Genomic DNA, 11,829 nt, shown 5'->3' with positions numbered 1-11,829 from the left:
GGTGGCAAAAGCAATGAAAAAGATTATGAATGATGTACAAAATATCGTTCAAGATATGCTGCATGGCTTTTATTTTGAACATAACGACAAAGTAAATTACGATGAAACAAATAACATCATTTATGTAAAAGATATCGAAAAAATGAAGCAAGACGTCGCTATTGTAAGCGGCGGTGGTAGCGGACATGAACCTGCTGATATTGGTTATGTAGGAAAAGGTATGCTTACAGCGGCAGTAAACGGTAATATTTTCACTCCGCCTACAGTGGAACAAATTGCGGCGGCAACTCGCCTCATACCAAAAGATAAAAGTATACTATTCATCATCAAAAACTTTAAAGATGACGTAGAAAACTTTCTAGCAGCAAAGCAAATTGCTCAAGAAGAAGGAAGAAAAGTTGACCATATCATCGTAAATGACGATGTTTCAATTGAAGATGATGCTTCTTTTAATAAAAGAAGACGCGGCGTAGCTGGCACTGTTTTCGTCCAAAAAATATTAGGTGCGGCCGCTGAGAGTGGACATTCTTTAGAAGAACTAACAACAATCGGGCAAGCTGTCATCAAAAACTTACACACATTAGGAGTTGCCCTTTCCCCTGCCAACGATCCAGTAAAAGGAAAAGCTTCATTCACATTAAACGATGATGAAGTGTTTTATGGCGTCGGCATTCACGGAGAAAAAGGTTACCGTAAAGAAGCACTATCCTCTTCTGAAATATTAGCGATTGAACTGATGAACAAACTAAAAAGCATTTATCGCTGGAGAAAAGGAGATAACTTCGCTATCCTCATTAATGGACTCGGCGCAACTCCATTAATGGAACAATACATTTTTGCAAATGACATTCGCCGTTTATGTGAATTGGAAAGCTTACAAGTTACATTCGTAAAGGTTGGTACGCTGTTAACTTCTTTAGATATGAAGGGTGTTTCGCTCAGTTTGCTTAAGGTAGAGGATTTGGATTGGGTGAAGTGGTTGAAAGCGGATGTTAGAGTGGGTAATTGGTAAATAAAAATCATGATGATAAAAGCCTTTAACTATAACAAGTTAAAGGCTTTTTACAAATTGAACTATCGCACGAGCGTCCAAAAGAAATTCGTAATCACCTCACTGAATGATGACAGGTCTTCCAAATAAAGCTGGATGATAAATTAACATCGCCCCTACAAATGAACACACTAAACAAAAAACAGCCTCGTATTTTATAACTAGAGAAGAGTTGGTATCAAGCTTTTTCCCCTCTCTTCTTAATATCATTTTAAAAGCTCTATATAATAAATACCCAATAATCGCCCCGAGGGTATTCGTAAATAAATCATCAATATCTGTAATTCTATTATTTAGTAATTGATTTAACTCAATTGCCAATGAAAAAAAGAATCCTGCACATACGGTGTTTTTCATTTTTCTAAAGTGCGGCCAAATCACCGGTAATAAAAAACCTAACGGCATAAACAGTACAATGTTCAAAAGATATGTAGTACTACCTGCCGTATCAAATAGAGTCAAATTGATTTGACTTACACGAATCCACGTTTCATATCTACTTATATCCCATACAGTCGCGATTTGCGTCACCTTATACACTAGCGAAAGGTAGAATAGAAAAACATATACCCATAGAAAATGCCAGATAGATATATTTCTTTTCGCTTTAAAATAAAACCCAATTTGAAATAAAATACAAAACATAATTGTAAAAAAATAAGTATACAAATAACTAATTAAAACTTCTGTATGCATGTAGAATCCCCTAACTTTACATTTTCATCTATGACTTTGTCTTTTTTAGTCTCCTTCATGATGTAACTCATTTATAGGATAGGAAAAACTTTTAAAATAAAGAGTGGGGTAAACATAAAATTTTTCTTAAATCTTCAGTTGGGTTTTATTATTACTCTTCTTAGGCATCCGCCATTGATAGCTAGGCAACAACATGCTTAAACCTAACAATACTATCATTTTTGCACGTAATCCTCGTAGTACTTTAACCGATAAAGCATATATAAAATCATGTGACTCGTTTGTTCAGTTAAAACATGAAATTAAGAAATATATGACGTACTATAATCACTCTTGCTATTAATAGAATTTAAAGAAGATGACTCCTGTTTGCATACAGAAATCATCTTTTTTAGGTTGCCTAACTTTTTTTAGAATGTCCTTTACAAAGGATACAGATCAAGAGCACCTTATTCCTATTCGAGGAGATCAACTATACCTTCTTCCCTTAAAATCACACAAACCCATTTACAAATCTATAAAAGTAGATATAATATCCTTATGGAACCTTCATTAATTTATAAAGCATTGTCAAATGACACAAGATGTCAAATTTTATCATGGTTAAAAAATCCAGAAAACCATTTCGACGAAAAACCTTATTTAGAACAAGGGATTAATTTTCAGATTGGAGTGTGTGTAGGAGATATTCAGCTTAAAACTGGCTTAGCCCAATCGGTTATTTCTAGTTATTTATTAACTATGAAAAAGGCAGGACTACTAGACTCTGACCGAATTGGAAAATGGACATATTATCGTCGAAATGAAAAAACAATACAAGCGTTTTCTGAATACGTTCAAAATGAATTATAAAGTGAAAGCAAATAATCAACCTACCAATTGATTATTTGCTTTCACACATTCTGCTTTTATATAGCCGCCTAATACATTCTTTTTAAAACTTCGCTACCTATAAAAGCAAGAAACATAGAAAGGAGCATTTTTTTCAACACATCATATCTAGTTATTTAGATATCTGTTTTTGTGGTTAACATTACATAATTCTAATACTATTGACATCCAATCATGCTCATTTCTTTGTTAATAAATCGATTTCACTTTCAAAATAATAAGAAGAATGGAGAGTTTTACAAATGAAAAAAGTAAGTCCTTTACTTATTCTTACACTAGCAATAGGGGTGTTTGGAATTATTACTACCGAGATGGGTATTGTCGGTGTATTACCACAAATCACTCAGAAATTTGACATTTCAACTGCACAAGCAGGATTTTTAGTAAGTATATTCGCACTAGTCGTTGCTATTTCTGGTCCGTTTTTAATTCTGCTCGTCTCTAGTATTAATCGTAAAATAATTTTATTAATAGCAATCTTTGTTTTTGTTATTTCAAATATAATTTACGCTTATACAACACAATTTGAAATCATGCTTATTTTTCGTATTTTACCTGCAGCACTTCACCCACTCTTCTTTTCAATCGCTCTTGTAACTGCTGCTAAACTTGTCCCTCCTGAAAAGAGTGGTCAAGCGGTTACAAAAGTTTTCATGGGAATTACGGTTGGCTTTGCACTAGGTGTACCATTAACCTCTTACCTTGCAGATCAATTTTCATTAGAAGTTGCTTTCTTATTCGGAGCGTTTATTAACGCCCTTGCATTCATTGGAATACTAATCTCACTTCCTTCTATGCCCGTTAAAGAAAAAATGTCTTTCGGCAAACAAATTCGTATACTCGGCAAACCAAGATTATGGTTAAATATTTTAACTGTCACATTCCTTTTTGCAGCCATGTTTTCCGTATACAGCTACTTCGCCGAATACCTTGCAAAAGTAACTTCCATGAATGGATCGCTCATCAGTATCATGCTATTCATATTTGGTATAGTTATGATTTTAGGCAATCATTTATTTGGTAGTCTCTTGCAAAGAAGCATAGTAAATACAGTAATATCGTTCCCTATTTTATATTCTATTGTTTACATATTGGTTTATTATTTAGGTTCTTATCTTGTTCCAATGATTTTTATGGTATTCATTTGGGGAATCGTGCATGCTGGTGGATTAATTGTTGGTCAAACATGGTTAATAAGTGAAGCAAGAGAATCACCCGAATTTGGTAATAGCCTATTCGTTTCATTCTCAAATCTTGGAATTACTCTAGGAACAACTATTGGAGGCTGGTTCATTTCAAACTTAGGTATTCATCAACTTATTTGGAGTGGATTTATATTTACACTACTTTCATTTCTATTAATTATAATAAAACTAAAATTTTTCACTTCTAATAACCTAGCTTCATTATCAAGCTAGTACATTTTCAGTTCCAAACTGGATAAAAAACATTATACAGTGAAACTTTAATCAGCTCTCACCAATCGGGCGTTTATGGGCAGCCCGGCAAATAGCGGGATAAATTCTATATAAAATACTGGTTATTCTTCTTATAAGATTTTATAAACTATAAAGTATGACACTCAGAGCCTTTAGCTATAAATACAAGTTAAAGGCTTTTTATATAAAAACAGCTTTAAAAGGTGCTAATTTTATGGAACATCATCAAAATAGAATGCTAAAAAAAGGCTCCATTGCTGGAGCACTCAAAAAATAATATAACTAAACGAATTAAAACAAGGAACAGACAATTAAAATATACAAATAAAACATAAATAAATCTATATATATGTAATATTACATATAAAAACCCTATTTATCACTGCTATAATAAACTTACTCGATGATTGTTATATTATTCATAGGTTATACCTTCTTAACACCAATTTTACAAAGAAAAAAAGACATCTTAATTGATGTCTTTTTTCTTATATGATAACGACGCAATACAATTAAGATGATTCCAATCGGAAGAATGCACCTTAGGGTGTCTTTTTTTATTTTCCAAAGGACCTGCTCAATTATTGCGTAAAAAACATAAAGTAATTTGAATCCGTTAAAATACATGAGTGTACCCTTGTTTTCCCCTCTTATTAAAAGGAGGAACTATTATGGGTTTTGGTGGTAGTTGCGGCGAAGGCTGCGGTTTTGCTGGAGGATTTGCTTTATTAGTTGTACTGTTTATTTTATTAATCATCGTTGGAGCTTCTTGCTTCTGCTAAAAAACTATCAGAAAAGACACTCTTATATGGGTGTCTTTTCTTTATAATAAAGTGAAACTTTATTCCTCCGCATCCCTCATACTGTAATACCCCAAATTAATAATAACCAAGAAATACCCACCCATAATTCCAGCAGCGAATGTCCACATGAATTCATCGTGTTCAATTTCATACATAATAATCGCACCGAGTATTGCTGCTGCGAATCGATTTATCATTCCGAGCATCGGTGCTTTTTCTTTTTTTACAATGCTATCTCCGAACTTTTCAATACGCCTTCCTAAAATCCAGGCGCAGTACATACTCACCAAAAGGCCAATGCTTATCCCTACAAACTGGGCTGAAAAAGGTGTCAGCAACCATCCCAATAACATTACGCCTAGCAAACAATACATTTGTATGTTAAACGATTTTAGTGCCATACGAATCATGTTATTCTCCTTTATCTTTCTCATTGTAATTCCGTATCATCAATCCAATCTTCCAGGCTTCAAGCTTTCAGCTATATCTTTTTTAAAATGAGGGAATTTGATTTTGCTCACCATTAAATAAGCGAGTACGCATGTACCAAATGCCACGGAAACTGAATTCTTTAAAAAACATAAAATGAGGAGACACATTGCCGCGAATGGAATCGGCATCCCGATAAATGTCGGGAGTTTGCTTTGCTGTGTGTTAAATCTTGCAAGCCGAAGCATTCCGCAAATACTGTAAGCAAGTGTACATATCATCCCGATAGACTGCAAATCTTTTAAAGCGACACTATATGCAAGAATAGACGGTGCCACACCAAAAGTAACTAAATCCGCAAATGAGTCCAACTCTCCACCAATTTCCGAAACAGAATCAAGTTTCCGAGCAACCATGCCATCAAAAAAATCAAACAACATACCTGTAATAATAAAAACTGCTCCCAAATAAATATCGTGAACGAAAACAGCGTAAATAGCTAAAAGCCCACATATAAAATTTGCTATCGTAATCATATTTGGTATGAAACTCATAATGCACTTCTCCTCCTTTCTACTAATTGCTTCATCTACGTTCTTACTCATTACAATTAAGATCCTTCTGCTTTTCTTCCAATATCACTTTATTTATTTTCGTTAACGTATCCGTCATTTGCTCTAGGGCGTTTATATCGATTTTAGAAAAATATTTCTCAATTAATACATCATCTAACTCAGACAGCCGCTCTATATACTTACTACCGTTTGGACCAAGTGTAAGGAAATACTCCCGTTTATTAATAGGGTTTACTTGTTTTGAAATCATCTTCTGTTTCTCCAATTTCGATAAAACTTGGCTAACGGCACTTTTTGATACATTAAAAGTAGTCGCAATGTGATTTGCCGTCGTGTTTTCATTTAAATTAATATGAAATAGCATGCTCTCCTGCTGTCCTGTAAGACCGAACTCATCTTTTAACTCCTGGAATAGTAAAATGTAAAATTCATTATAAGCTCGGTTCATTTCATTAATTACTTCTTTATACGTTCTAGTCATAGCGTTATTCCTCCATGCTTTTATTTCGTTTTGTTCAATAGTTAAGTTTACTTAACTTAACTATAGTATACCGTTATGTTCGTGTAAAGGGAAATATAACTCTACACTTTATCAGTTGTGCTTTTAATGTATGTAAAACTTTCTCTCTCTCTTCATAATCTTCTACATCAGCTTCTTTCCAAATCTCAAGATTAGCCCCCTCCCCTTTCTCCAGTTATATTGCTGCAAGACCAATGTAAGACATAGCATCTAAATCTTCATCTATATCAAGCTCATCTAAACACTCTTCTAAAACAAGTTAAGTCACTGCTTCCTTCATCCAAATACCCAATTAATCGTTCTGAATAATCAAAAATAAAAACAATTAAATTCCATATAGACCCATTACTGGTTAAAATGTTATAATGGAATTACCCTACATAGTTACTCATAGCCAGACTGAGGAACTAGCGTCTTATTAAGTAATGCGCATAACTAAAATAAAAAAGACACTTTACGGTGTCTTTTTTATTTATATTCCTAGAAATTATCTCTTTTATAAACACACTCTATCAAACAGTAAAGGAGACAAATAGATGGAACATCCTGTTGCAAGAGAATTACGTTTTATACGGGTATGTCTTATCATTTTGATTATTGTCATTGCATTCTGGGACCGGGAGAAAACTGTGGAAATTACTGATCACGGTAGCGATCCTATTTTAAACACCAGCAATATGACCCAAGTGGGTTAGAATACATTTGCATACAAAGATGAATCGAATCAAATTAAAATATTTAAGTTTAATCCAGATACAAATGAAATAAAATTAATAAAAGAGTTTTATGCTAACGAATATTAATTACATGAATTAAATAATTCAAATCTGTAGAAGGCACTTTAAAGTGTCTTTTCTTTATGAACTACAAAGTATGAGGACCCAAGCCATTAGCTGCAATTACGACCAAGGCTTTTACTATATAAAAAATAAAACATAGTAAGAATAGAATACTCACTTAAATTATTTTTCACTTCACAAACTACACCCAAAAAGTTGGATAGCTTCTTTTACTACTCATATTATTAATGAATAAAGCAATAACTACAATAACAACGGAGCCAATTAAAACTGGTGTTACTAAATAACTCCAACTATTTGCCCCTAAAACAACGATAATCGGATCGGCACCTGCCGGAGGGTGTGTCGTTCTCGTTAACATCATAACGGCTATTGCCATCCCCACCGCTAAAGCAATTGTCCAATATTCATTCCCAAACAAATGATATATTGATAGACCAATGAAAGTTGAAATCAAATGTCCTCCAATAATATTACGCGGCTGAGATAATGGCGCATTCCAAACTCCAAACGCTAATACACAACTCGCACCAAATGGAGCCATTAATAATTCTGTAGAGGTTATGCTCGTTAAATATGTTAAGGTAAGAATTGTTAAAAATCCCCCTAGTAGTCCCGTTAAAGAGTCCTTTACATTTACTTGTAATGGGCTTCTTCCTTTCCCTTTCATTTTTGTAAAATATCGTACACTTATTGGTTGAGGATCTTTCTGCTTAGTTGCTGTTATATTATCCATCGTTCTCCTCCTTTATTTACCAACAATTATAACTCGACATAACTAACCTGTAAATATTAATTTAAGGGGTTAGTTTTAAAATACAAAAAAAGAATCAACTGTTATAAGTTGATTCTCTAAACTTCTTCAAATTTTCGATCCTGAAATTTTGCTACCTTTTTCCGGTTCCCACATATTTTCATAGAACACCATTTTCGTTTTCCACTCTTATCTATAAATAATAAAACACAGTCAGGATTTGAACACCTTTTAAGGGAAATAAGCTTATTTTCTGCTATTAACGTTAAAGCGTCAAATGCAATTAACGATGCGAGTACATCCTCGATTTCTCCAACTGGGATAGATACTAGCTGCTGTTCAATGATTTTATATGTAAATGGTGCCTTCTCAATTTGTTTTTCTAAATACGTAATAAAATCATTAGAAATTTCTTGCTGATCAGCAATTGCCTCAAACTGTTTTCTCAATACTTCTCTTACCTCTAATATGCTAGATGTAACTTGATCCATTCGCTTCTGAATTCCTATAAGTGTTTTTTCATTCCAAAAAGGAAGATTAACCTTTATTACATGTAGCCATTCTAATACATCTTCATCTGTTATTAATAAATCATAACGTTGTCCACGCCTAACTAGCTCTGTATTTACTAAATCTAATGAGGGATTTCCAGATATAAGCGGGAATTGTTTTATTTCCTGCATGTACTCATCACCTTCTCTTTAAACAATCATATTCCAGATTAATACAGAAGTGCAACTTTTTTATAAACTACAAAGTATGAAGATTAAAGCCTTTAGCCATAATTACGACTAAAGGCTTTTTGTATGTAAGTAAATGAAAAAGGAGCTACTTTTATGGAACATAATAAAAATGGAATTCTTGCTTTAATTGTTTTATTTTTAGGATTAGCATTTTTTGTAAGTGGAATGGTTTATCATTTATGGGGAACGGTTTAAAAATAAATAATAATTCATTTAAGAAAAAGTACTCGTATGAGTACTTTTTTAAATGTCATATAAAAACATTCTAAACTTACTTACATGCATACAATCATCAATTATAGTTATATAATTGGGAAGGTTGTAAATTATCAATCTATATCTATATTGATTAGGAAAGGAGCTAAAAATGTTAGAAATCATTTTTGTTGCTGTATTACTTTTATCTAGTATCATTCCCATCTTTATCAAACGGGGTTTGACGAAAAAAAACGGAGTCATTTTACTAATAAATTATGCATTATTACTTGCCACCATCATTGTAATTGGTGCAAATTGGCGTATGATTCCCGCCTATTTCTTATTGTTCGTTTTAACATTACAAGTTTTTTTGAAACCAAAAACTACAGCCGTTTCTAAAAAGTTAGTGATGAAAGTTTTAAAATGTTTAGGAATTATCGTAACTGCTATCGCAATGTTTACATTACCTTTACTTTTTCCGATTATAACACTCCCAGAGCCTACTGGAAAATATACAGTAGGAACGAAAGCTTTTCATTTAATTGATACAAATCGAAAAGAAACAACTGTACCAAATAATCATGGAAATCGTGAGTTAATGATACAAGTATACTATCCTGCCGAAAAGGGATCAGGGAATCCTTCTGCCTATTTTGAGAACATAAACGAGCTGGCTGAACAATTGGCAGTAACAAACGGTGCACCGTATATCGTAACGACACATTTAGGGCTAACAAAAACACACTCTTATCAAGATGCTAAGCCCCTTCAAGATAAAGAAAAATTCCCCCTCCTTTTATTCGGCCATGGGATGGGATTATATGGTCAACAAAATACATTCCAGTTAGAAGAGCTAGCTAGTCAAGGTTATGTAATCATTGCTCTTAACTTCACAGGATATGCAGCAACAACGATTTTCCCTAACGGAAACCGTGTAGACTCTATACCAATTGAAAATACACCTACGGCCTTAAATACCATAGTTCAAAAATGGGAACAGGATACTACTTTTGTTTTAAACGAAGTAATAGAAGGTAATTTCGATAAAGGTTTTAAAACTATTGCAGACTTAATTAACTATGACAAAATTGGAATGTTCGGTCACTCTTTTGGCGGAGCAACTTCCGCACAAATGTTAGTAAAGGATACGCGTATTAAAGCTGCAATTGATATGGATGGCGGATTGTTTGGCGATCCAATGCCTAAAGACGGTCCTCAGAAACCATTCATGTTGATGAATGCTGAGGCTACGATTCATTATATGAAAGAAGCTAAGAATCAAAAGACAACCGGAATCCAAAATGAACTATTGGAAATATCCTATTTAAGAAATAAAACGATTGAAAAACCGGGCGTGTACACAGTGGTAATTCCAAAAACAAACCATACTAGTTTTACAGATTTAGCAGCATTTTCACCTATTATTAATGAACCAGACGAAGATGTAGCCACAAACTACAAACTGATTAATAAACTAGTAACTAGCTTCTTCGATCAAAATTTAAAAGGCAAAAGCGAAAATCATTTAGAAGAAATTCAAAAACAACACCCTGAACTTCATCTCATTAAACACAAATAACTATTTTCCTAGTTATGTAACCCCTCTTTATGCTTGAGGGGTTTCCACTTTAACACAATTATAAAAAGGCCCCATTACTGGGGCTCTTAAAAAATAATAAGAATAAATGAATTAAAACAAATAACAGACAACTAAAATATATACGCTTAATATTATATAATCTATATATTTATGTAAAATTACATAAATATATAGATTATTATACGCTATACTAAAATAGGAGTCGACAATCGTTATTTTCTTCTTATTTTTAAAGCAATATGGATATACCTTCTTAACTCATTTGGATTGTACAAGCAAAAGAAGACATCTTACTAGATGTCTTCTTTTCTTATATTTTTATGAATTTCTTTGAGCAGATGCTCTCCAAGCACGAAAAGATGTTGGGTGTCCAGAATGAGCTCTTTGCTTTGCAGCAGCAACAGCTGGTTTTTCTTCAATAGTCTTTGGTTTTTCTTTCACAATTGCTGATTTTTCTTCAAGAGTATTCACAGCTGTTTGTATTTTTTCCAACTGCTCTTTTAAGGCTTGCTGTTCAATCTTTAAATCCGTAAGTAAACGTAAAATCATCTCAGAATTAGCCATAAGATCCTCCTCCCCCCAATACACAGAATAAAATACAATATGTAGCAGACGAAATACCGGTGACAAAAATAAGGTCGTCAACTCTTTTTAACTTCCAAAGTTCTTTTATTTTTTTAAGGACCTGCTCCATTCACCCTTAAAAACATAAATTAAATTAAATCCATTAATAAATGGTCTTTATGGAAGGAGGAGTTAATATGGGCTATGGAGGTAGTTGTGGTGGAGGCTGTGGTTTCGGCGGCGGATTTGCCTTACTTGTTGTGCTCTTCATCTTATTAATCATCGTTGGCGCTAGCTGTTGGGGCGGCGGATTCGGCTGCTAAGGAGAGGCACTCTTGAGAGTGTCTTTTTTTTTGATATGTGACTCATATACATATTGCTCATAATTTCCGTTTTGGGGATAGTATAATATTAGCTCAGCATGTCAGCTTCCCCCTAATTATTAGTTGGTTCAAATCGATATAATTCTTTTAAATATAGGTTAAAACTATATTTCTCAATGAATAAAACAACTTAACATGGTAAAATAATATTTGGATGGGAGTCCAATATATTATTAAAATTAAGATGGTTCAAGTCGAAGGAAGGCACCTTAGGGTGTCTTTTCTTTATGAAAAATATCTACAACCTTTTCTTTATGACTTCTAACATCAACAAAGGGTGATACAAACTATTACATATGTTTGTACCACCCTTTATTGATGCGTTTAGACTTCACAGGTGCTGAAGTTTTAGACTTCTCCCTTAGTGTACCCATATTATTAGA

13 protein-coding genes and 3 pseudogenes are annotated in these 11,829 nt (G+C 33.3%); 8 read left to right on the top strand and 8 right to left on the bottom strand.

What is annotated here, in order from left to right:
* Positions 1-13 precede the first annotated feature (13 nt).
* Positions 14-1,012, top strand: coding sequence for a DhaKLM operon coactivator DhaQ (dhaQ, locus tag ACS2FK_RS05960; RefSeq protein WP_063546664.1), 999 nt, complete (start codon positions 14-16; stop codon positions 1,010-1,012).
* Between the two features lie 99 nt (positions 1,013-1,111).
* Here dhaQ and ACS2FK_RS05955 read toward each other — a convergent pair whose 3' ends face one another.
* On the bottom strand, positions 1,112-1,747 hold the full coding sequence (locus ACS2FK_RS05955; RefSeq protein ID WP_063546662.1) for a VanZ family protein: 636 nt from the start codon (positions 1,745-1,747) through the stop codon (positions 1,112-1,114).
* 244 nt (positions 1,748-1,991) lie between these two features.
* Between ACS2FK_RS05955 and ACS2FK_RS05950 the strand changes: the two are divergent.
* The 4 genes and pseudogenes from ACS2FK_RS05950 to ACS2FK_RS05935 all read left to right on the top strand — a co-directional run.
* A pseudogene (locus ACS2FK_RS05950) lies at positions 1,992-2,090 on the top strand (TetR family transcriptional regulator); the annotation flags it as partial.
* Between the two features lie 197 nt (positions 2,091-2,287).
* On the top strand, positions 2,288-2,599 hold the full coding sequence (locus tag ACS2FK_RS05945) for an ArsR/SmtB family transcription factor (RefSeq protein WP_000433731.1): 312 nt from the start codon (positions 2,288-2,290) through the stop codon (positions 2,597-2,599).
* A gap of 281 nt (positions 2,600-2,880) precedes the next feature.
* A complete protein-coding gene (locus ACS2FK_RS05940; RefSeq protein WP_063546660.1) occupies positions 2,881-4,056 on the top strand; it encodes an MFS transporter in 1,176 nt (391 codons plus the stop codon).
* 692 nt (positions 4,057-4,748) lie between these two features.
* Positions 4,749-4,859, top strand: coding sequence for a YjcZ family sporulation protein (locus tag ACS2FK_RS05935; protein WP_000505669.1), 111 nt, complete (start codon positions 4,749-4,751; stop codon positions 4,857-4,859).
* A gap of 59 nt (positions 4,860-4,918) precedes the next feature.
* Here the strand turns inward: ACS2FK_RS05935 and ACS2FK_RS05930 are convergent, their stop codons facing one another.
* The 4 genes and pseudogenes from ACS2FK_RS05930 to ACS2FK_RS05915 form a co-directional block, all read right to left on the bottom strand.
* Positions 4,919-5,290 carry an ATP synthase subunit I gene (locus ACS2FK_RS05930; RefSeq protein ID WP_000620576.1) on the bottom strand — a complete coding sequence of 124 codons (372 nt, stop codon included), beginning with the start codon at positions 5,288-5,290 and terminating at the stop codon, positions 4,919-4,921.
* A 39-nt stretch (positions 5,291-5,329) separates the two neighbouring features.
* On the bottom strand, positions 5,330-5,914 hold the full coding sequence (gene pssA, locus ACS2FK_RS05925; protein ID WP_120460750.1) for a CDP-diacylglycerol--serine O-phosphatidyltransferase: 585 nt from the start codon (positions 5,912-5,914) through the stop codon (positions 5,330-5,332).
* A complete protein-coding gene (locus ACS2FK_RS05920; protein ID WP_063546656.1) occupies positions 5,907-6,365 on the bottom strand; it encodes a MarR family winged helix-turn-helix transcriptional regulator in 459 nt (152 codons plus the stop codon). Before ACS2FK_RS05920 ends, pssA begins: the two co-directional genes overlap by 8 nt.
* Positions 6,366-6,438: 73 nt before the next feature.
* A pseudogene (locus ACS2FK_RS05915) lies at positions 6,439-6,721 on the bottom strand (MarR family transcriptional regulator).
* Between the two features lie 219 nt (positions 6,722-6,940).
* On the opposite strand from ACS2FK_RS05915, the pseudogene ACS2FK_RS05910 reads away from it, so the two are divergent.
* A pseudogene (locus ACS2FK_RS05910) lies at positions 6,941-7,207 on the top strand (YmzC family protein).
* A gap of 178 nt (positions 7,208-7,385) precedes the next feature.
* On the opposite strand, the gene ACS2FK_RS05905 reads toward ACS2FK_RS05910, so the two are convergent.
* Both ACS2FK_RS05905 and ACS2FK_RS05900 read right to left on the bottom strand, forming a co-directional pair.
* Positions 7,386-7,940: an HPP family protein gene (locus ACS2FK_RS05905; RefSeq protein WP_063546654.1), complete on the bottom strand. Its 555-nt coding sequence runs from the start codon at positions 7,938-7,940 to the stop codon at positions 7,386-7,388.
* Between the two features lie 116 nt (positions 7,941-8,056).
* Complete coding sequence (locus tag ACS2FK_RS05900) at positions 8,057-8,641, bottom strand: CGNR zinc finger domain-containing protein (protein ID WP_063546652.1); 585 nt, start codon at positions 8,639-8,641, stop codon at positions 8,057-8,059.
* Positions 8,642-9,068: 427 nt separating this feature from the next.
* Between ACS2FK_RS05900 and ACS2FK_RS05895 the strand changes: the two genes are divergently transcribed.
* The gene (locus ACS2FK_RS05895; protein ID WP_063546650.1) at positions 9,069-10,478 is read left to right on the top strand and encodes an alpha/beta hydrolase family protein; all 1,410 of its coding nucleotides are present in this window, start codon (positions 9,069-9,071) and stop codon (positions 10,476-10,478) included.
* Positions 10,479-10,817: 339 nt separating this feature from the next.
* On the opposite strand, the gene ACS2FK_RS05890 is transcribed toward ACS2FK_RS05895, so the two are convergent.
* Entirely contained in the window at positions 10,818-11,063 is a 246-nt protein-coding gene (locus tag ACS2FK_RS05890) for a hypothetical protein (protein WP_000013671.1), read from the bottom strand.
* A gap of 197 nt (positions 11,064-11,260) precedes the next feature.
* Here ACS2FK_RS05890 and ACS2FK_RS05885 point away from each other — a divergent pair, with 197 nt between their 5' ends.
* Positions 11,261-11,386 (top strand): YjcZ family sporulation protein, encoded by a 126-nt coding sequence (locus ACS2FK_RS05885; RefSeq protein ID WP_000540377.1) that lies wholly within the window; start codon positions 11,261-11,263, stop codon positions 11,384-11,386.
* Positions 11,387-11,829 lie beyond the last annotated feature (443 nt).

The sequence above is a fragment of the Bacillus cereus group sp. BceL220 genome (assembly GCF_051776965.1).
Lineage (GTDB): Bacteria > Bacillota > Bacilli > Bacillales > Bacillaceae_G > Bacillus_A > Bacillus_A cereus.
The sequence above is the reverse complement of the archived record's forward strand: the minus strand, read 5'-3'. Positions and strand labels throughout refer to the sequence as shown.

Excerpts from the sequence above, each read along its gene's own strand:
- dhaQ (WP_063546664.1), top strand. The coding sequence starts at position 14 with ATGAAAAAGATTATGAATGATGTACAAAATATCGTTCAAGATATGCTG.
- ACS2FK_RS05955 (WP_063546662.1), bottom strand. The coding sequence starts at position 1,747 with ATGCATACAGAAGTTTTAATTAGTTATTTGTATACTTATTTTTTTACA.
- ACS2FK_RS05945 (WP_000433731.1), top strand. The coding sequence starts at position 2,288 with ATGGAACCTTCATTAATTTATAAAGCATTGTCAAATGACACAAGATGT.
- ACS2FK_RS05940 (WP_063546660.1), top strand. The coding sequence starts at position 2,881 with ATGAAAAAAGTAAGTCCTTTACTTATTCTTACACTAGCAATAGGGGTG.
- ACS2FK_RS05935 (WP_000505669.1), top strand. The coding sequence starts at position 4,749 with ATGGGTTTTGGTGGTAGTTGCGGCGAAGGCTGCGGTTTTGCTGGAGGA.
- ACS2FK_RS05930 (WP_000620576.1), bottom strand. The coding sequence starts at position 5,290 with ATGATTCGTATGGCACTAAAATCGTTTAACATACAAATGTATTGTTTG.
- pssA (WP_120460750.1), bottom strand. The coding sequence starts at position 5,914 with ATGAGTAAGAACGTAGATGAAGCAATTAGTAGAAAGGAGGAGAAGTGC.
- ACS2FK_RS05920 (WP_063546656.1), bottom strand. The coding sequence starts at position 6,365 with ATGACTAGAACGTATAAAGAAGTAATTAATGAAATGAACCGAGCTTAT.
- ACS2FK_RS05905 (WP_063546654.1), bottom strand. The coding sequence starts at position 7,940 with ATGGATAATATAACAGCAACTAAGCAGAAAGATCCTCAACCAATAAGT.
- ACS2FK_RS05900 (WP_063546652.1), bottom strand. The coding sequence starts at position 8,641 with ATGCAGGAAATAAAACAATTCCCGCTTATATCTGGAAATCCCTCATTA.
- ACS2FK_RS05895 (WP_063546650.1), top strand. The coding sequence starts at position 9,069 with ATGTTAGAAATCATTTTTGTTGCTGTATTACTTTTATCTAGTATCATT.
- ACS2FK_RS05890 (WP_000013671.1), bottom strand. The coding sequence starts at position 11,063 with ATGGCTAATTCTGAGATGATTTTACGTTTACTTACGGATTTAAAGATT.
- ACS2FK_RS05885 (WP_000540377.1), top strand. The coding sequence starts at position 11,261 with ATGGGCTATGGAGGTAGTTGTGGTGGAGGCTGTGGTTTCGGCGGCGGA.